General features: G+C 74.6%; 7 protein-coding genes and 1 pseudogene. 1 reads left to right on the top strand and 7 read right to left on the bottom strand.

Going from position 1 to position 20,906, the window contains the following annotated elements; translation table 11 throughout:
* Positions 1–99: 99 nt before the first annotated feature.
* From glgX to ACQEVM_RS14455, 3 genes and pseudogenes are all read right to left on the bottom strand, one after another.
* Positions 100–2,219, bottom strand: a pseudogene (gene glgX / locus ACQEVM_RS14465) (glycogen debranching protein GlgX).
* A gap of 151 nt (positions 2,220–2,370) precedes the next feature.
* A complete protein-coding gene (locus tag ACQEVM_RS14460; RefSeq protein WP_433078632.1) occupies positions 2,371–2,724 on the bottom strand; it encodes a PRC-barrel domain-containing protein in 354 nt (117 codons plus the stop codon).
* A gap of 255 nt (positions 2,725–2,979) precedes the next feature.
* Positions 2,980–3,141, bottom strand: coding sequence for a hypothetical protein (locus tag ACQEVM_RS14455; RefSeq protein WP_053676175.1), 162 nt, complete (start codon positions 3,139–3,141; stop codon positions 2,980–2,982).
* 543 nt (positions 3,142–3,684) lie between these two features.
* Between ACQEVM_RS14455 and ACQEVM_RS14450 the strand changes: the two genes are divergently transcribed.
* On the top strand, positions 3,685–3,960 hold the full coding sequence (locus ACQEVM_RS14450) for an isoamylase early set domain-containing protein (RefSeq protein ID WP_266952621.1): 276 nt from the start codon (positions 3,685–3,687) through the stop codon (positions 3,958–3,960).
* 179 nt (positions 3,961–4,139) lie between these two features.
* On the opposite strand, the gene ACQEVM_RS14445 is transcribed toward ACQEVM_RS14450, so the two are convergent.
* From ACQEVM_RS14445 to ACQEVM_RS14430, 4 genes are all read right to left on the bottom strand, one after another.
* A complete protein-coding gene (locus ACQEVM_RS14445; RefSeq protein WP_433078629.1) occupies positions 4,140–4,763 on the bottom strand; it encodes a hypothetical protein in 624 nt (207 codons plus the stop codon).
* Between the two features lie 116 nt (positions 4,764–4,879).
* Positions 4,880–15,391 (bottom strand): hypothetical protein, encoded by a 10,512-nt coding sequence (locus tag ACQEVM_RS14440; RefSeq protein ID WP_433078627.1) that lies wholly within the window; start codon positions 15,389–15,391, stop codon positions 4,880–4,882.
* Between the two features lie 471 nt (positions 15,392–15,862).
* On the bottom strand, positions 15,863–17,635 hold the full coding sequence (locus ACQEVM_RS14435) for an RICIN domain-containing protein (RefSeq protein ID WP_433078625.1): 1,773 nt from the start codon (positions 17,633–17,635) through the stop codon (positions 15,863–15,865).
* Positions 17,636–17,729: 94 nt separating this feature from the next.
* Positions 17,730–20,711 (bottom strand): hypothetical protein, encoded by a 2,982-nt coding sequence (locus tag ACQEVM_RS14430; RefSeq protein ID WP_433078623.1) that lies wholly within the window; start codon positions 20,709–20,711, stop codon positions 17,730–17,732.
* Positions 20,712–20,906 lie beyond the last annotated feature (195 nt).

The raw sequence follows: 20,906 nt of genomic DNA, 5'->3' as shown, positions 1-20,906 counted from the left end.
CAACGGGACGCCTTCGGCATCACGTTCCGCGCATGCCCCCGCGGTCGTGCACGAAGCTCACGGGGGCGTGTTCGTGGTGCGGGGGTGGGGCCGGGCGGCTCACGGCCGTCTGGCCGGCCTCCGCAGGACCCTCATGCTGCGGCCGGTGAGGACCGTCTTGGCCGTCGCCTTGAACTCGGTCTCGTCCTGCGTGTCGTCGCCGTCCAGGGCGGTGTCGAGGGCGACCGTCCAGGCCTCGCCGTAGGCTGCGGGCGGAAGTCGGAAGGCGGTGTCCTCGGGGGCGCCGTTGTACATCAGCAGCAGCGAGTCCGGGCGGGCGGCGTGCTCGGCGTGGTCCGCCGCGAGGAGGTCCCCGCAGAGGTAGACGGTGATGCCGAGGTTGTCGGGCCGGTCCCAGTCCTCCTGGGTCATGCGGTCGCCGTCGGGCCGCAGCCACACGATGTCGGCCGCCGGCGCGGTCGCGTTGGTGGGTGCCCCCTGCGGAAAGCGGCGCCTGCGCAGGACGGGCTGTTCACGACGCAGGGCGAGGGCCCGTCGGGTGAACGCGAGCAGTTCGGCGTCGGCGTCGGCGAGCCCCCAGTCGATCCAGGAGAGTTCGTTGTCCTGGCAGTAGACGTTGTTGTTGCCGTGCTGCGTACGGCCCAGTTCGTCGCCGTGGGAGATCATGGGCACGCCCAGGGAGAGGCACAGGGTGGCCAGCATGTTGCGCTGTTGCCGCGCCCGGAGGCGCAGGACGTCCGGGTCGTCGACGGGGCCCTCGACGCCGCAGTTCCAGGAGCGGTTGTCGGCCTCGCCGTCGCGGCCGTCCTCCCCGTTGGCCTCGTTGTGGCGGTCGTTGTACGACACCAGGTCCCGCAGGGTGAAGCCGTCGTGCGCGGCGATGAAGTTGATGCCCGCGCGGGGGCGTCGTTGATCGGACTGGTAGAGGTCGGCGGAGCCGGCGATGCGGGCGCCGAACTCCGGCAGGGCGGATTCGTCCCCTCGCCAGAAGGAGCGGACGGCGTCCCGGTAGCGGCCGTTCCATTCGCTCCACAGGGCGGGGAAGTTTCCGACCTGGTAGCCGCCTTCCCCGATGTCCCAGGGCTCGGCGATCAGTTTGACGCGGCTGATGACCGGGTCCTGATGGACGATGTCGAAGAACGCGGAGAGCTTGTCGACGTCGTGGAACTGGCGCGCCAGGGTGGCCGCGAGGTCGAACCGGAATCCGTCCACGTGCATCTCGGTGACCCAGTACCTCAGCGAGTCCATGATCAGCTGGAGGACGGCCGGGTGCCTCATGAGGAGGCTGTTGCCGGTGCCGGTGGTGTCGAAGTAGTGGGCGGGGCTGTCGTCGACCAGGCGGTAGTAGGAGGGGTTGTCGATGCCCCGGAAGGAGAGGGTGGGCCCCTGGTCGTTGCCCTCGGCGGTGTGGTTGTAGACCACGTCGAGGATGACTTCGATGCCCGCCCGGTGCAGTGCCTTGACCATGGCCTTGAACTCGGTGACCTGCCCGCCGAGGCTCCCCCCGGAGGCATAGGCGTTGTGGGGGGCGAAGTAGCCGATGGTGTTGTAACCCCAGTAGTTCGCGAGTCCCTGGTCGGCGAGGAAGCCGTCCTGGGTGAACTGGTGCACGGGCATCAGTTCGAGTGCCGTGACGCCGAGTTCCTTCAGGTGCCGGATGACGGCCGGGTGCGCCACCGCGGCGTAGGTGCCGCGCAGTTCCTCGGGTACGTCGGGGTTGCGGCGGGTCAGCCCCTTGACGTGGGCCTCGTAGATGACCGAGTCGTGGAACGCGTGGCCGGGGGCTGGTCCCCCTCCCAGTCGAACTCTCCGCCGGTCACGACGCCGAGTGGTACGTGGCCCAGGCTGTCACGGTCGTCCGCAAGGCCCGGGTCCTCGGCCTGGTGCCCGCTCAGGGAGGGGTCCCCGTCGATCTGGCCGTCGACGGCCTTGGCATAGGGGTCGAGCAGCAACTTCGCCGGGTTGCAGCGCAGTCCCTCGTCCGGACTCCAGGGGCCGTGGACGCGGTAGCCGTACCGCTGCCCGGGGCCGACTCCGGCGACCCGGCCGTGCCACACTCCGCCTTCCACTTCCGGCAGGGTGATCCTCTGCTCGCCGCCGCCGTCGTCGATCAGGCACAGTTCCACCGTTTCGGCGCAGTCGGAGAACAGGGCGAAGTTCGTCCCCGAGCCGTCGTGGGTCGCGCCGAGGGGGTACGGACGTCCAGCGGAGATATCCATGCAGGAAGGTAAACACGGCGACGGGCGTCGTGCCGTGTCGGAGCCGGTGATCGGGCAGCGTGACGTCGTACCGCGTGACCGTGCGACGCACGACGGGGCGGGGGCGGCAGCCGTCCGGCTGCCGCCCCCGCCCGGGGTGTCCGCGCGTCCGTCAGACGCGGTGCGGCCCGTCGTAGTAGCCGCCCACCTGACGGTGATAGTCCGCGTCACCGAGGTGCTTGTCCTTGTCGAACTCCGGAGCGTTCTTGATCTGCTCCTTCGTCCGGTCGACATGGATCTTCTTGTCGTCCGCGTCGATCCGACTGATCGTCCCGGCCGGCAGGAGTACTTCCTTGCCGAAGATCCACGGACCGGTGTCGACCACGATGTACGCCGAACCGACCTCGTCGGAGTGCTTGTCGACCTTGCCGATGGAGCCGTCCGTCGCCTCGACCTTGTAGCCCGTCAGGTCCGCACCGGCCAGACGACCGGACGTCTCGCGGTAACCCCAAACATTCTCAGTCATACGAAGAACTCCCTCACCATTCGAAATCGACGGAGGCTTTCTCCCGGCACGTTCACCACCGGCAAGGCGCCGTTCCGCCACAACGCCGCCTGCCCCCGACAACCGCACCCACACACCCGAAACGGTCTTTTCTCGATTGACCCGAAAGAGCGGGCCACGTGCCCCCGGGCGAAAAGGCGCCCCCGGACACGACTGTGGGGCCCGCCCCCGGAAGGACGGACCCCACAACGCTTTCACCACGGACGGAAGACCCGTCTACCAGCGGTACCAGCGGCCACTCCCACCCTTCGGACGGGCCACGAACCCGACGAGCCACAGCACCAGAACGGCGATGGCGACCCACCAAAGGATCTTCACCGCGAAACCGGCACCGAAGAGAATCAGAGCGAGCAGAAGAACAAGAAGCAGGGGAACCATGATTATCAACCTCCGAACAACCGAATGCCCCCACTCCCCCAAGCCATGCACACCGGATTTACCTGTTTCTTATCCACGCAGGCGGGCAGCCGAACGGGCCGCCCTTCCCGGGGGCGCCGACCGGTGCGGGAGTGCCCGCACCGATGGCCCCGGGTCTCGGCGGAGCCAAGGACGCGGCGGCGAGGGGCATTTCACCCGTCGACGCCCACACGCCCTCCCCGCCGAGGCCCGCGGCGATCGAGGGGCCGGCCGGAGGTCCCGGGTCGCGACCGGTGGGGGTGCACCGGGTGGTCGTCCGTCGCGCATGCGGGCCCGGGCAGGCTGACCGGCCCGAACGCGAGATTGCCGGCCCCGACCTCGCCGGGGCACGGGGCCGGTCCGTCCTCACGTTGCCACGGGTCGCGACGGGCCGCATCAGCGCGCGACGGAAGGTCGCCATCGGTGCTCCGGAGCGCCGACCTGCGGGCCGGGGCCGGCGGCGCCATCATGAGTCCCGAGCGTCGCTCATCAAGGCCCGATACCGATCACGTCTGGAGTTGTGCCGTGCTCGAACGCAAGCGCCGCAAGGACCGCACCGAGGTCACCTTCGTCCTGCCCGCCGAGACCCCGCCCGGCCCGGTCAGCGTCGTGGGCGACTTCAACGCCTGGACTCCCGGCACCCACGAGCTGCGGCCGCGCCCCGACGGTACCCGCGCCGTCACCGTCGCCCTGCCCGCGAAGGCCGACCACTCCTTCCGCTACCTGGCAGCGGGCGACTACTGGTTCAACGACGACACCGTCGACGGCAGGGGCGACGGGAACAGCCACCTCACCACCTGAAGGGGCCCCACGGGCCCCATGGGACGGCCACCGGCCCGCGCGCCGCGCGAGCGGGAGATCGCCCCCGCCGCGGTTTCGACACCGCGTCGCGGACGACCGGTGCCGGTGGCTTCCCGACCGGGCCCCCGAGGGGGTCCGCCCGTCCGCGCCGGGGGGCATGGCGACCGCACGGGGAACCGTCAGGGGCATGCCTCCCCGGTCTTCACCACCCTGAAGGCGACGGGGGTACCGGACAGCGTGGCTCCGGCCTTCGGGGTCTGGGCGCAGACCTTCCAGTTCGATTCTTGAAGGACCATCCGGCCCTGCGCGGTGGCGTCCTCGACGGTGATGCTCGCGTTCGAGGGCAGCGCGCCGCGGACGGCCTTCATGCCCTGACCGACGAAGTCGGGCATGGTGTCGCCGGCCGGCTTCGGCGCGGAGACCTCGGCGTCCGGGCAGGTCTCTTCGAGCTTGACGGTGCCGAAGTCGACGGTGGTGGCGGTGTCGACGCCACTGCCCGCGGCAGGGGTCTGCGTACAGACCTTCCAGGCGCGGTCGAGCACCTGATTGCGGTCGCGGCCGAGGCTGTCGTGGGACTTCAGGAGGGGAAATCCGGCTGCCTGGGCTTCGTCCTGGGCGCTCTGCAGCCCTTTGCCGATCATGTTCGGCAGGGTGGCCTTCCCGCTCTTGGCCGAGGAGGCGGCGGCCGAGCCTGCGGGTTTCGGATCCCGGTCCGACGGGCTCTCGGTCTGCGGGTCGCAGGCGGTCAGGGCGAGTACCCCGGCGGCCACGGCGACGACGGTGATGCCGTGTTGAGTGCGCATCAGCACATCGTGACCGCCGGGAGACGTCCACGAGGGCTCCTTGACGGCTCTGTGACATGCGACGCCATGCGGATGCCGGATCCTGCCCCGCCGACCGGCACGTGGCCGTCTGCCGGTCACGGGACGGCGGTGGTGACGGTCGTGGTGGCGGTGTCGGCGGCGGACCACGCGCCGTCGAAGTACAGCCTCACGAGGTCACCCGAACCCGATCCGTACCGACGGGTCCGTTGCCCCGGGGTGGTGACCTCGACGGTGATGCCGAGGATCCTCGCGGTGGAGGTCATGTCGGCGGAGGCGTCGCCGCTCCCCTCCCCGCCCGGATCGTCGGCACGGCGCCCGAGGAGCCAGCGGAGGTGTTGGAGGCGCGTGAGACCCAGCTCGTCGACGGTGAGCGAGCCGCCGAGCAGCACCGCGTGCGCCGCCTGACCGGCGGTCAGGCTCACGTCCGTGCGGGCGAGATCCGCCACGGGCACGGGTCGGCCCCGGTCCAACAGGCGTCTGCCGCGCTCGTCGCCGAGCGCCGCCAGCAGTGCCTCCTCGAAGGACGTCTCCTGCTCGTCCGGTGCGTTCCGTACGGGGGTTGGGCCCGTGTCCGCCGGGGTGGGTACGACGCCGATCCCCTCCTCGCCCTCTGGCGTGACCTCGCGCGGCGCGGACTCCGGCGGCGTCGACGCGGTGGGGTCGGAGCGCGGGGTCCGCGTGATCGGCCGGCCGGTCTCGGTGCCCTCGGTGGCGGGCGGCCGAACGGCGGGACCGGCGGTGTGCGGGGCCGCCTCCGGTACCGGAGGCCGCAGGGGGCGGACGGGGTCCGGGACGGCGAGGCGGTAGTGGCGGTCGGCCAGGACGAGGACGACATGGGGACGGACGGTCTCCGGGGGTTCCACGAGACCCCGGAGTCGGCCCGGGCCCGGCCGGTCGCCCGGGGTGAAGGTCTGGAACGTTCCGTCGCCGAGGACCACGGTCACGTCGATCCCGAAGGTACGGGCGGCGAGGAGCGGGAGGAGGTCGGCGGCGGCGTGGTCCCACCCGGCGTCGTCGTCGGCGTCGCCGGGCCTGTTCAGTTGGGCGGTCCCGAGGGCGGCGCGGGCGGCGGCGTCCAGGCCGACGGCGTGCGGGACGACGCCGAGCTGGTCGAACTCGCGGCGGCCGGGTGTACCGGCGGTGAGGTCGGGTGCCGGGCCGGTGGCATCGATCTCGGCGGCGGTGAAGACGTCGGTGTCGTCCGGGGCCGTGGCGGCGAGGAGGTCGGCGTCGGCGGGGTCGGTCAGTCGGGCCGCGAGGAGCCGGCGCAGGGCTCGGGGGGTTCCCGGGTCGGCCGGGTCGATGCCGTGTCGGGCCCGCAGGGCGGGTGCCGTCCTGGCCAGGCCCTCGGCGAGCGCGTGGAAGAAGGCGTCGCCGTCCCGGGGCACCTCGTGCACGGTGTACGCGAGGTGGTCGGGCGAGGTCAGTCGGGCGCCGTCGGCGGACGGGACGTAGCGGGTCCTCGGGGGCCGCGGGGTGGTGCCCGTCGGCGGAGGCTTCGGCGGAGCCGTGTACGTCACCGGGGCCGGTTCGGGGAGGCCGTCGAGGTGCCGGCGCCCTTCGGCGGTGGCGTGGAGCCGGTGCCAGCGGGTGAGCCGGTCGGTGGCGGAGCGTGTCCGGTGGAACTCGGCGGCGGCGGTCTCCGCCGACCGGGCGAGGGCGTCGAGTTCGGCCCGGCGCGTGTCGAAGGCCCGGTCGGCCGTGTCGATTCGGGCGGTGGCCCGGGCGAGGGCGGCGCGGGCGGCGGCGTCGGCGCGGACGGGACCGGTGAGGCGGCGGGCGGCGGCCGTCTGTCGGGCGCGGGCGGCGGCCGTCTCCCGGTCGGCGCCGGTGCGCAGTGCGGTCGCGGTCCGCCGGGCCCGTTCGGGTCCGGGACCGGGGTCCGCGCTGGTCGCGGGGGCCGCGCCGGTCGCGGGCCCGGCGGTCGCCGGCGGTGCGGTCCGTTCGGCGGCGGCGAGTGCGGTGCCGGCCGTTTCGTGCAGACCCCGGGCGGTGGCGACGCGTCGGGCCGCGGCGTCGCGGAGCGCGGTGGCGGTGCGCCGGGCGGTGGTGAGGCCTTCCTCGGCCTGGCGCACGGCGTCGGGGTCGATGTCGCCGCCGGGCAGGGCGGCCCATCCGTGGAGGGAGTCCAGGACCTCGCGGGCGGCGTCCTCGGTGGCCCGGGCGGTGCGCTCGGCCCGCTCGATGTCGGCCTCGGCCCGCCGCAGGGCGACGGACGCGGCGTCGAAGGCGTCGGCGGCGCCGTCCAGGGCGCTCGCCGCGGCATGGTCGCGTACCGCGTCGGCCTCGGCACGGGCCAGGGCCGTGTCGGCGGTTTCGGAGGCGTCCAGGAGGGGGGCGAGGCGACGGGCGGTGTCCTCGGTGGCGGTGCGGGCGGGGCCGAGGGCGCCCCGGGCCGCGTCCCGCCGCTCGCGCAGTCCGGTCGAGGCGCGGCGCTTATTCCAGTACGCCTGGTCCGCCTCGGTCCAGGCCTTGGCCGCCTTGCCGGTGGCGTCCCAGGCGGCGGAGACCCGGGCGGGGAAGCCGGTGTCGTCGATCAAGCCGAGTTCCCGGGCGACGTCGTCGCGGATCCAGGCCAGGGCGTAGGTCCGGGAGGAGACCGCCTTGGGGCCGCGCGGCGGGTGGCCGAGGGTTCCGGCGAGGAACCTGCCGAGGCCGGAGTCCTTGATGCCGCGGTGCACCTCGGCGACGCTCAGCCAGTCCGTGGGGACGGCGAACAGGAAGGCCCGGCCGGTCTTGGGTTTGACGTTGAGCGAGGAGAGCCGTTCCGAGCCGACCGGGGCGCCGTCGCCGTCCGCGGCGTTCGGGCCGGTGGTGTTCGCGGCGAGGGGGTTGAGGCCGGTGTCCTCGGTGCGGATCGCGACGCCCCCGCCGAACGCGGAGTCCTGGGCGTTCTCGTGGCTCACGGAGGTGCCGACCCCCTCTGCGCTCTCGCGCAGGACTTCGAGTTTCTTGCCGTCCGCGACGGACAGCAGGACCGCCCGGGAGAAGTCCGGTTTCGCGTGCAGGGAGAGCCGGGCGGAGTCGGTGCCGGCCGCGTTGCGGTGGGTGAGCCCGGGGACCTCGTATCCGGTCGGGGTGAGGGCCTGGTCGTAGAAGGTGGACAGCGCCGTGTTGGTGGTGCCGTCCTCCAGGGTCTGCGCGGCGCCGCCGCCGGGCCGGGTGAGGGCGGTCCCGGCGGCCCGGCGCAGGAGTTCCCCGCGCAGCTCCCGCGTGACGTCGGCGTCGTCCAGGTCGTCGAGGTCGAGTCCGTGGGCCTCGCCGATGGCGCGCAGGCCGGCCTCCCGGACGTGTTCCAGTCCGATGATCCGGCGGACGTGGAAGCCGTTCTCGGGGAAGGTGAACGGCCGTGCGGTGCCGTCTCCGTGGAGGGTGTCGGGGCCGAGGAGTTCCGGGCGCGGGCCGGACCGGGGCGGGGTGGCGACGGTGAGGTCGGGTGGGGCGAGCCGGGGGTCGGGCGCGGCGTCGGCGGGGTCGGGGTCGGGAGCCATCAGGCTGAGCGGCACGTGTTCGCGCAGGTCGCCGATGGCGCCGGTGACGGAGATCCGCTCCTTGCCGGCGAACCGCCGCAGCGCGGTGCGTGCGGCCGTGGGTCCGGTGTCCGGGCCCGGGGTCCCGGGGGTTCGCGGGGCGTCGTCGAACTCCAGGGTGAGGCGCAGCCGGTAGGGGGTGGTGGTCTCGGCGTGCGGTTCGGTCGACGCCGCCCGGTAGGTGGTGCTGGTGGAGGCGGAGAGGGCGGTCGAGATCGAGCGCCGCGAGGTGCCGGTCTCGGTGTGGGTGGGCCCGGAGGCGACCGCGGTGGGGTCGCCGGTGTACACGCTTTCGCCGACGAGTACGCCGATGTCCCGGCCGGAGGTGAACTCGGCGCCCTCCTGGCGGGTTTCGACGGCCCGCCGGTTCTCCTCCATCTCGGTGCCGTGGTCGAGCATCCGCAGGACGGGCGTGCCGGGCAGGAGTTCCACCCGTACCCGCGCCCGGCGGCTGCCGATCCGTACGCCGCTCCAGCCCCAGCCGCCGGTCCGGGCGGGGGCGCTCGTGCCCGTTCCGGTCGTCTCCCGGTGCAGGGCGCGCAGGACGCGGGAGGTCACGTGCCGGCGGATGTCCTCCCGGGCGTCGTCGTCGAGGCCCGGTCCGCGCGCTTTCGCCTGGAAGGCGGCGAGCACGTCGGTCGGGTCGAGGGTGTTGACGGGGTACGTGCCGAAGGGGTTGCCGCGCGTCCAGGGTTGCGGGGACCAGCCCTTGGCGGTGTAGCGGGGCACGTCCCCCATGCCGTCGTCGAGGATCCCCAGCAGGTGGGCGCTCTTCTCCGGCACGTGGGCGAGCCAGCCGCCGGGAACGGTGGTGACCGATCCGGCGGCGCCGGCGAAGGAGGAGGGGACGAGGGGAAGCCCGGCGGCGGTGGTTCCGAGCATGCTGGACACCATCGCGGTCCAGTGCTCCACGGTGCCGCTGATCAGGACCTGGTGGCCGAAGCTCTTGAGGTTGAGGTCGGCGACGACGCTGCGGGTGAGGGTCCGGTTCTGCTGCGTGCTTTCGGACCAGGGGTTGACGACGAATCCGTAGGCGCCGAGGGGGCCGCGGGCGTCGCCGTGCGGTGTGGCGTAGGTGAGCTGTCCGCCGAAGGAGTGCGTGACGCTCCGCCCGGTCTTGCCGGTCGCCTGGGTCGAGCTGCCGAGAACCGTCTCGGTGTCCATCTCGACCGGGCCGGTCAGCGCGTGGATGCCGCGGACCGCCGTGTAGTGCCGGAAGGTGCCCCACAGGGTGCCGTACGGCGGTTTGCCCATCAGGCCGGCCAGGGCGAAGCCGAGCGGGCCGGCGCTCTGGTCGAAGTTGGCGGTGGCGTACTGCGGTTGGAAGGCGCGCAGGACGGCTTCCCGGGCCGGGGCGCCCTCGTGGGAGAACTGCCAGGAGCCGCCGGAGGCGGTGCGCACGACGTCGGCGACGGCATCGAGCAGCGCGGGTGGCACGAGGACGGTGACGGTGAGGAAGGGGTGGTGCTGGAGGTCTCGGAAGAGGCGGTCGCCGCGCCGGTGTGCCCGGCCTCCGGCATCGGGGTCGCCGGTCGCCGCGAGGTTCCCGGTGGCGAGGGCATGGGCCCGGCGGCGGGGCATGGGCGTGCTCGCCCGCGGGCCGCCGGGGACGCGGTACGGGTTGGGGGCGCCGGGGCGGTGCGGGTCGACCGCGGGGGCGTGCCGATCGGGGATGCCGATCAGGACCTGCCCGATGACCGGTCCCCCGCGGACGGGGATGCCGTGCGGTCCGGTGCCGATGAGCGGGGCCTCTGGGCTCTGGAAGACGAACGGTTGGGTGCCGAGGAGCCCGAGGGTGGCGACGCCGCGCAGCATCCCGCGGAAGCGCCAGTACCCGCCGTGGCTCACGCTGAGCGCGAGGTCGTAGCGGTAGAGGTGGGAGGGCTTGGTGCTCACCGACATGGGCTCGTTGGTCGCGGAGGAGCCGTGCCCGGACTCGGAGTCGTGCCGGACCGTGCTCCGCCAGCCGAGGGAGAGCACTCCGGCGTTGCCGGGGGCGCCGATGGGCTCGCCGGCTCCCGGGTCCGGGTCGCGGAAGGCGAGTTGGAGGTCGACTCCGCCGCCCGTCGTGCGCGTGCGGCTCTCCTGGCCGTCCAGCCGTTGGCCGCCCGGGGTGCTGTGGCGCAGTTTGAGGTCGTCCTGGCGTCCCTCGTACCGGCGGTTGGTCAGTTCGCCGTGCACGAGCACGTACCGGTGGCCCTGGCCGAGGGTGCCGGGTTCGGTGAGCCGGATGCGGATGCCCGTGGTGGTCAGGGCTTCCAGTCCCGCGGCCAGGCTCAGGTGGGAGAGGGCGGCCAGGACGGTCAGCGTGTTCGACAGGGCGGTCCGGTAGGCGTCGGCGTCGTTCCACGGGGAGGCGGGGCGGGGCGGTCCGAGCGGCCCGGCGGTCCCGCCGGCTGCCCGGGCCCGGGCGAGGAGGCCGCGCCGGACCGGCGGGGCGAGTTCGTCGAGGGGGGCGACCATCCCGGGGTGGGTCTGGGCGAGGGCGGTCAGGACCGCGTCGGCGAACGCGTCCGGCAGGGTGCGGGGGCGGCCGTCCACCTCGCGGGTGCGCCGGCCGTCGGCGTGGGCGAACTCCTCGACGCGGTGCATGCCGAGGGTGGGCGGGTGGTCGGGGGTGAGGTAGGCGGGGGCGAAGGGTTCGGGCAGGCCGTGCCGGAGCGCCAGGGTCGTTCCGTCGTCCCAGCCGGCGAGCCTGCGGGCCTCCGTGCGGGTCATGCGGTCCAGGCTCCAGGTGTGGAAGCGCTCGGCCGGGGCGCCGCTGCCGGCGTGGCGTACGTACACCGTCTTGCGGACCAGGTACAGGGCGGTCGGGGAGCCCTTGACCTGGCCGGAGGTCTTGAGTCCGCCGAAGCCGCCGAGGGCGGTGGTGCGGGACACCGAGAAGAGGTGGCGGAAGGCCGGGCCGAACTGGAGGCGCAGGTTGAGCACGTCGCCGCCCAGGTCGAGGAAGTTGAAGGCGGGGCCGAGCACGCCGTCGATGCCGAGGTTGGCGCCCTTGGTCAGGGAGCGGTCGTTGCGAACGGTGGAGGTGGCGATGTCGCGCAGTTCGGCGTCCGGGGTCTCCGTGACGAGGGTGGCGCGGACGGGCACCACGCGCTCGACGACGAAGACGCCGAGCGGGGTGCGGCGCCGGTCGTCCGCGAACAGGGGGGCGGTGGTCAGCCGTCCGGCGGCCAGCATCCGGGCGTGCCGCTGGAAGGACTCGCCGGAGAAGAAGACGTCCAGCTCCTGATGGGCGGAGCTGCCGGGCGCGGCGCCGATCCGGGCGGCGGCCCAGTCCCGGATGCGGCTGACGGGGCCGAAGCCCTCGGTGCGCACCAGCCGGTACTGCGTCTGGTGGTCCATGGCGATCGTGCGGGGTGTCCGGCCCGGCTTGGACGGCTTCACGGCGCTGTCCGGCAGGCGCAGGGCGAGTCCGTCGCGGACGGTGAAGCCGACCTGCGCCGCGCGTGCCGGGCCGGCGGTGCCCGGCGGCGTCGGTTCGGTGATCAGGCGGCCGTCGGCGTCGGTGACGCGGAGGCTGAGGTGGAGGTCGTCCAGGTGGACGTGGGAGCCTTCGAGGGTGCGCGTCTCCGCCTGCGCGGAGGCCTGGTCGATGTGGCCGTGGCCCACTTTGGTGCCGAACCCGCCGCGCAGGGTGAGCCGGCCGAAGCCACCGAACGCGGCGGCGGAGGCCGGCCCGAGGAACGGCCCGCCCAGGCCCAGTTGCGTCGTGGACCGCACGCTGCTGTTCCGGCCGGCCTGGACGGTGGCCCGATCCATCGTGTCGATCTTGGTCGGGCTGCCGTACGTGTCGGCGAACCGCTCCCAGTTCCCGTGGTGGCGGGCGGTGACGTGCAGGATCCGAACCTGGCCGGCGGCGTTGGTGTACGGGAAGGCAAGCCCGCCGATCAGGGCGCGGGGGCGTCGACGCAGGGCCGCGCGCAGATCCGCCAGGGGGCCGGGGTCGGCCGCTGAGCCCGGTTCGGGTGCCGTGGGACGCAGGGACGCGTCGCGCCGCAGCAGGGTCTCGGCTTCGGCGGCGATCAGCTCGGCGCCGCGCAGGACGACGCTGCTCTGGCCGAACGTCGCCGGTTGGGCGAGGAGTTCCTCCATCAGGTCGGCGGGGGCGTCCGCGAGCAGGGAGGCCAGGTCGTCGACGTACGCGGGGAGGCCCGTCCCGTCCGGGAACAGGGTGCGCCCGCCCCTCGCGGCCGGCGCCGGGGCGCCCCGGTCCAGCCGGGGCGGGCGGGTCCCGTCCAGGCGGTTGCCGGTGCCGGTGCCCGGGAGGGAGGTCGCCGTGGTGGACGGGGTCGGCGCCGCCGGCACGGACGGGATCGCGACGGGGAGCGTGGGCGGGACCGGAGCGGATCCGGGAACGGGTGTCCGGCCGATCGTGGTCGGTGCCGGCTCCGCGGGCCGGGGCGCACGCGGCTCGGCGCCCCGGGGGCCGCCCACCGTGCGGATGGGCCGTGCGGCCGGATCGGGAGCGGGGTCGCCGGCCGGGGCCCCGGTCGTATCGCCGATGTGGGCGGCCAGGAGACTCAGGTGTCGGCCGCGCAGCCCTCCCTGCGGGAGCCCGGCCGGCGCGGGCCGGGTGTAGTCGCCGAGCAGACTGCCGGGAATGTCCGCACGCCCGGTGGCGTCGGCGCTCCGGGCCTCGTCGCGCAGGCCGAGTTGGTGGGCGATCTCGTGGACGTAGTCGACGGGGTCCGCGTCCGCCCACCAGGCCGTACGGGTCATCGGCCGGTCGCGACCGGCCAGGCTGACCGTGAGTCCGTTGGGGTGCGGGTCCTCGGCCGTCTGCTCGACGGTGACATGGAGCCGGCCACCGTCCGGCAGCCGGTGCGCCGGGTCGTTGAAGTACGCCTCGACGCCGCCCCGCACCTTGTCCCAGACGTCCGCCGGCAGGCCCCCGGGGCCGGTGGCGACGCGGACGGTGAGGTCCGTGACCAGGTCGCCGTCGTGGGCGACCTGCCGGACCTCGAACTTGGACCGCACCACGTACCGGGTGCTCTCCCCGGGTCGCGCGGGATCGGCGGGCGTGGACACCGGGTCGACCCAGGTGTGGGCGCGCGTGACCGGGGGCACGGCGGCCCGCGCCGCCTCCCAGGTCGCGTTCCCGGTCAGGGGGGTGGCGCCGGAAGTGGGACGGATGACGGCGCCGGGGTCCGACGCGTCGTCCGGCGCGTCGTCTTCCGTGCCGTCCTGCGCGTTGTCCTGTATGCCGTCCGGCGCGTTGTCCTGCGTGTCGTCCGCCGTCCTGTGTGTCGGCGCCGTTCGGCCCCGCCCGCCCTCCGCTTCGGGTCCGGACGCGCCCGGGTCCCGGCGGCTCGGGGGCGCGCCCGCGTCCCGGCCGGCCTTCGCCGCGTCGGGCGCGGGACGAGGATCCGTGCCGCTGTCCGCGGCGGGGCCGGACGCCGTGGGACGCGGTACGGCGGGCACGGGCTCCGTCCCCGCGCCCGCCGCGGCCGGCCCTTCTCCCTCCTCGCCGGCCGCACCTGCGCCGATGCCGGGACGGGTGCTGCCCGCAGGGCGGGCGGAGCCGACGGTGTGGGGCGCGGGCAGCTCCGGTGCCCCGTCGCCGGAGCCGTCGGCGTGCGTTTCCGCGGCCGCGGCCCGTTCCGGGCCCGTCACCGCCTCCTTGACCGCGGGCGGGGAAGCCGGAAGCGGGGCGCCGGCCGTCGAGGAACCCGGGCCGGGGGCCCAGGGGACCCGAGGGCCGGCCGGGTCCGCGGTGCCCGGGGTGGTGGTCGTGGTTCCGGTCGTACGGCTCGTGGCCGGGCGGGGGACGAGGGCGGTGCGGGTTTCACGGCCGGGGCCGTCGTACGCCGCGGGGACGCTCGACGTGAGAGCGCGGGGCGGCGGACCGAGCGTGACCGGCGTCGCGGGAGTGGGCTGCCGTGCCGACGGGGCGGGCGGGGGTGGTCCGGTGACCTCGGGGTCGGTGCCCGCCGCGATCGGCGCCGCGGACCGTGGCGGCACGGCGACCGGCACCGGGACCGGGGAAGCCGCGGGGGCGGTCGGGGCGGCGCGGCCCGAGGGACGCGGTCCGCCCGTTCCTTCCGGACCTCCGCGCGCCGGGGGCCGGTTGACGGACGAGGGGTCGCCGGCTCCGGGGTCCGAGAGATACGCGTGGCGCAACCAGAGGGCGCCGCCGCCGACGGCGCCCCCGGCGATCGTCTCGAACGCCGAACCGGTGCCGGATCCGACGAAGGTGTCCCACGAGAACTCCCAGGTTCCCTCGAAGACGCCCTGGACCAGGGTCTCGCCGGCGGCCTCGCTGACCGCGCCGACGACGAACGCCTCCGCCACCTCGTTCGCCCCGTCGAGCAGGGTGGTGAAGCGCGGATGGTCCTTGGCGAAGCGGTCGAAGTCGTCGAAGGAGTGCTTGAACCAACTCCGGAAGTGGTCGGCGGCTCCGCCGAGCGCACCGCCGAGCAGCCCGACGACCGCGCCGAAGGCGGCGGACTTGCCGACGTCCTTCCAGTCGATGCCGTCCGGCCGGCGGTCGTTCGGGTTCAGGGCGATCTGGGCGAGGCGCACGGCGAGGGTCTGCAGGGCCTCTTCGAGGGCGCCGGTGAGGCTGGGGGCGAGATGGGTCATGCGCAACAGCCGGTCCACGACGAGGAGGACGGCGAGTCGGCTCCGGGCGCGGGCCAACGCCATCTGTGACACGGACGTGCCACCGGTGATCACGGCGAGGGCCGCCAGCAGGGCCAGTTCGAGGAGGAGCGCGACGATCTCCGCGATGATCTCCCACTTGGCCTGCTGGATGTTCATGGAGTGGTCGATCTGGCCCCGGGCGATGTCGTCGAGTTGGTCGGTCATCGCGTCGAGGTGGTTCACTCCCCCGTCGTCGGTGAGCAACGACAGGCCCCGGACGTACCGGTCCGACACCTCCCGCGGCAGGGCGGTGGACGCCTCCGCGATCGACTGCCGGATCTCGTCCCGCAGTTCCCTGATGCCCCGTCCCAGCCGCAGGTACAACTCGCGGCTGTCGTAGGCGAGGTTCTCGCGGGCCTGGACCGGCATTTCGCCGATCAGCACCCAGAACATCCGCCGGACGTCCTCCGGGAAGTCGATCTCCTGCATCTACCGCTCCGCCCGGCGTGTTCCGTCCGGCGGGTGCGTTGGGCGGCGACCGGGGGGCGTGGCGTCCCGCGGCCCCGATCGTCTTGCTCCACCCCTGTCGGAGGGGCAGGGCGTGGCGTTGTCTTGACGCACGGTCGGGCTCCGTCGGGTGGGCGGCGGTGTGCGGCGCCAGAGGGGCCGGGGATCGCCCGATGCTAGGCAGAGGAGTGACGGAGCGGCCAACGACGTATGCCGGGAATGAGATGGTTCGCCGTGTTCCCGGGGAAGAGCGGGGCAAGTGTTCCGGCGCCCGTTCCCCGGGCTTAAGTCCACGCACCCCGAAGCGATTCCGACCGGGCGCGCGAGCTTCCTCCGCTCGGCACGCGGACGGGCGCCGGAAGCCGGATGCCGGGGCACGGCCGTGCCCCGGGCGGAGGCCGCCCGGGGCACGGATGCGTCACGTCAACCGCCCACGCGGGGCGGGGAGTCGGATCAGGAGAAGGACCACACGTGGTCGTCGCGCTTGTTGCAGTCGAAGATCGTCAGCCGGGCGTCCTTGCCGCCGCTGCCGTGTTGACCCGACACGTCCAGGCACTTGCCACCACTGGACTGGTTGCGGATCCAGAACTTCCCGTCCGACCGCTTCTCCAGGTACCAGAGTTGGTTGTCGGCGCTGGTGGGACGGCAGTGGAACTCGGACACCCCGGTACCGGCCGACTGTCCGGCGAAGTTCGGCAGGTCCAGGCAGAGACCGTCCTTGCCGTTGCGGATGGTGAAGAGGTCCGCGCCGTCGGGGCCGGCGCCGGGACGGCTCACGACGAGGTCCCAGAGCTGGTTGTCGCCGGCCGTCGTGTTGCAGGTGAACTGGTTGACGGGACCGTCCACCGTGCCCTTGCCGTAGTTCGGGACGTCGGCGCACATGCCCGTCATGGCGTTCTTGAGCGGCACGTTCCGCACGGTGGCGAAGTTCGCGCTCTGCGGCAGGGCGCCCCCCGCACGGGTCGCGGGCTTGGCCGCGACCTTCTTCTTCGGGGCGGGCTGGGCCGGGGTCTCCTTCTTCGGCGCCGGCTGGGGCGGGGTCTCCTTCTTCGGGGCGGGCTTCGCCGGTTCGGGGGACTTGTTCGCGCCGGGCGCGGTGTCCTTCCCCGGCGCCGCGTCGGCCACCTGCTCCACCTCCCCGGGGGCCGGGGCGTCGGCGGTCAGCGGGGCGGCGCGACGCTCCCGCGCGGGGGCCTCCTTCTGCCGGGGCACGGCGAGGGCGGGGGAATCCTTCGAGTCGACGGACGCGTCCTGTCCCGCGTTCTCGTCCTGTCCTGCGGTCCTGTCCTGGCCCGCCGCCTTGTCCTGGCCTGCCGGCGCCTTGTCCCGGCCCGTGGCCTTGTCCTGCTCCGCGGCCTCGTCCCGCACCGGGAGCTTCCTGTCGGCCGGTGCGTTCTCCGGCGGTCCGGGTACCGGGAGCGCCTGCGTGCCCGGGGCCTTGCCGTCCGCCCCCGCGCCTCCCGCGCCCTCGGCGGTGACCGGCGGCGCCTTGGTGCCGGTGCGCCCGTCGTTGCGCTTCTCCACGTCGGAACCGACGTTCGCGCCGGCCGGTCGCTCGGCGGCCCCCGACTGCCGGTCCGGCACGGTGCCCGTCCGGGGCGGCGACGCGGGCCTGCGGGTGGGGGCGGCCGTGGCGTAGTCGTTTCCGACCTGCCCCCCGTTCGGCACGAGGTTCTCCAACACCGTTCCGCCCACCGGCACTTCCCGCACCGACGCCTGGTTGCGATGGTCGTCGTTGCCGAGGCCGAGAAGGAGGAACGGAGCGCCGATGAGCACGGTTCCCGCTATCGCCGCCGCGGCCAGCAGCGGCTTGTTGGGCCGTCCGCCGGGCGGCTCGTCACCTCGCGCGACCGCGACGGCGCCGCCGTGCGGTGCGTACGGCGCCGTGGCCGACACGGCCTGTGCCTCGCTCCCGCGCCAGGTGGCGGCGGCCCTCGCCACCGCCCCGCCGGTGCGCGCTGCGGACCGGGAACCGCTCCGCACCTCGGTGGTGGCCGTTTCGGTACCCGTACCGGTCGTGGTCGCGGGCGTACCGGTGCGTGCGGTCCCGGGTGCCGAGGCCTGGCTCTCCCGGGCGACGGGGCCCGGTGGGATCGCCGGCACCCGCGTCGTGGCGGATCCGCGCGGTACGAGCGCGGAACCCGGTTCGCCGGGCACCGCGGGCAGGACCGCCGCGAGTCTCACGGCAGGGCTCGGCATCTGCGAGCCGCCTTCTTGCTGGGGCATTGACACTCCTCATGCCTCGTTCGAACAGTCGGTCGTCGTGGTGCGCCTTGGTGGTCTCGCGGAGGACCGCGACAGGGCGCGGCCGGGTGGATGGTCAGTCGGTGTCCGGCCCGGCTCCCCCCAGCGGGCCCGCGCAACGCTCGGGCCAGGGCAATCCGGCCGGGGCTGCGGTGCGTGCGCGCAGCGCCTCGTCGAGACGTGCGAGCACCGCACGGTCCTCGGCGTCCGGTTCCGCGTACCGGGCGGGTGGGGCGGTCGCCGGGGTGGACAGTTGACGCAGCAGGACGAGCGGGTCGGAGCCGTCCGTCCGCACGTCGAGCACGCGAAAGGCGGTGCCCGGGGCGAAGACGATCTCGTCGTGCGCGGCGGAGGAGCCCGCCGCACCGAAGAGCTGCCGTACTCGACGGCCGGTCACCGACCAGATCGCGAACCTGGCGCCCCCGATCTCCTGGCCCGTCCCGCCGCACGGCAGGGCGCTCACGGCCGACGGTTCGCGCAGTACGGTCCCGGGCCACGGCAGTTCGGCCCCTGGACGCGTGTCGGCTCCCGCGCCGAGACCCGTGGCGGGGGGCGCGCCCCGCAGCGCCGCGCCCCGGAAGGACGGCAGCCGCCGCAGCGCAGACGCGACGCAGGCCGCGTACGGGAGGAGTCGTCCGCCCCCGGCGCGCAAGGCCCGGTCCAGCTCCCGATGGCCGAAGGGGCCGTCCGGGGGTCCGAGGTAGAGCAGCAGGGCGACCAGGTCGGCGCGGGCGGCCACTTGTTCCGCGCCCCGCAGCGCGGGCAGCCGGGTCAACGTACGGGCCACGGCGGCCGCATGGCGTTCCCAGGCCGTGTCGGCGAGCGTCCGGAACGCCGCCCGTTCGGCGTCGGTGCTGTGGTGCTCCGGCAGGACGGGTACCGGGGGCAGTGATCCGCGCGGCGGCGCCGACGGGCGCGTGGGAGCGAGTCCCACCGGCGGATCGGCGCGCCCGGGCAGCGGGGCGTCCGGCGCACCGGGCAGGGCCCCGGACCGCGTGCTCGCCGGCCCGGTGACGGGAGAGGCCGCGGGGGCCGGGTCGGGGATGGGACGGGAACCGGAGGAAGCCGCAGGCGGGGCGGCGACGGGCGACACGGGTGACACGGGCGAGGGAACGGTACGCGGCACGGCGCCGACCGATGCCCCGGCAGACCGGACACGGCTCGGGGCGGAGGCGGCCACCGCGCCGGCCGGCGCCGACGGACCGGCACCCGCGACGGCCGGGTCACCGCTCGCCGCGGCGGTCGAGGCGGCGGTCGGGGCGGGAGCGCTCTCGGGAACACGGGATCCTTGCCCGGAGGAGCCCGCACCCGGATCCGTGAGGGTCGCGGTGGTGGTGACGGTGGCCGTCACGACGGGCTCCGGGTGGGTCGGCTCGACTTCCGCCCCCCGCGCCGGGCCGGCGGCCGGGAGCGGCGCCGGGTCCGGGATCGCCCGCGGACCCGCGACCGGACTCGGGTTCCGACTCGGGGGTGAGGACTCGGGCTCCGCTTCCCGCGACTCCCGTGCCGGACGGAGCACCCGGGGGGCGGGGGCGGCCGTCCCGGTGGTCGGGCCGGTCGGCGCCGTGACGGGTGGTCCGGCCGTGGTGGGGACGATCGGCCCCGGGACGGCGGTCGACGGCCCGGCGGCGGGCTCGGCACGCAGCACCCCGCCGGGGCGGGCCGCGCCTTCGGCGGGGCGGCCGAAGGTCGCGAAGCGCACGCTGCGGACACCGTGCAGGACGGCCAGGCGCCGCAGTTCACGGCCGCCGTCCAGGGCCTTTCCGTGCACGTGGAGTCGGGCTCTGCTGCGCAGATCGGGCTCCAGCCCGTCGAGCAGTTCGGACAGGGCCGGCCAGAGCGAGGTGTCCAGTTCCTCCCCGGGGCGTCCCACCTCGATCGCCGGACCGTCCGCGTCCACCGGACGCGCCGCCACGGGCCGCGGGCCGTCGTCCCGGGCGCCGACCAGCAGGCCCGCCCGGCTCACGGAGACCTGCCAGCGGTCGGAGAGGTGCACGACCCCGTGTTCGGCCGGCTCCCGGTCCGGCAGTGGTGGGCTCCAGCGCAGCAGGCTCGGCTCCGGAGCACCGGGGGCGCAGAGCACCGAGTCGACGAAGGGCTGCCAGCGCGGAGCCCCGTCGCGGCCGATGAGCAGGGACCGCACGGTCTCGTCCGGCCCCGTGCCCGAGTCGACGATCAGCGGGAGCCCGCTGTGGACGACGACGCCGGCGCCGACGAGGTCGGCTGCGGCCTGACCGGCGCGCAGCACGTCCCGTCGGCCGCCGGGTGCCACCCGCAGCGCGGCCCTCGCCGCGTCGGGTAAGGAGGCGACGACGTCGGAGACGTCCTCGGTGTCGATGTCGTCGCCGTCCGGCACCCCGAGCACCAGCAGCGGGCCTCGGCCGTCCATCGGTACCGCGTAGCAGAGGTCGCCGGGCCGGGGCGCCGGGCCGTCGCCGGAACGGATGAGAACACCTGCGGGGATCTCCTCGACGACGCGACCGCCGCGGGTGCGGGACGGCAGGCGGACGGGTTGCCAGACGGGCACGGGCTGGCGCGGCCCCAGCGGCACGGGGGCGACACCCGGGCGGAAGCGCCACCACCCGCGCTCCCCGCCGGCTTCCCCGCCGGGCGGTCCGTGGACGAAGAGACCGCCGCCGGGGACGCAGAGCACCGTGCCGTCCGGGGCCACTACCTCCAACTCCCATGCATCGGATATGCGTTGGGCCACCGACCGGCTCTCGCCCGGCCGGCCGTCGCCGGAGCCGGACATGACCAGGCGCACGACGGTGGCACCTTCGTCGCACACCGAGTCGAGGAGGTCGCCGAGCCGTGGCCACAGCGCGGGGGCGGACTCCTCGTCGGCGCCGGCGACCACGGTGACCGTACCGGGGTCGTCCGACTCGGCGCACCGGACCAGATCGGCGATCTCCTCCGGCCCGAGCAGCTCGTCGGACGGCCGGCGGAGCAGCACGACCCGGTCGTACTCCTCGACCAGGAAGCCTCCTCCCCCGGCGGCGCCCTCCCCGGAGGGAACGTCCTGCGAGGCGGGCTCGTCCCTGCGTCGGTTCCAGAGCATCACCGGCGGTCCCCGTCCGTCGTAGCCGCGCGGCCTTCGTGGCTGACCCTCGTCATCGCTGTCGTCATCGTTCCGATCCTGGCCGGCCGGACGGCAATCGACCGGCAGTTCGAGTCAACGCTACTCGTGCGTACGGCGGTTGACGGCGAAGTGAAGGATTCGACCGTCATCGATGCCACGGGGCGCGGGTGCGGG

This window comes from Streptomyces sp. CA-243310 (assembly GCF_050936775.1).
Lineage (GTDB): Bacteria > Actinomycetota > Actinomycetes > Streptomycetales > Streptomycetaceae > Streptomyces.
This window is presented reverse-complemented; position numbering and strand designations above follow the sequence as displayed.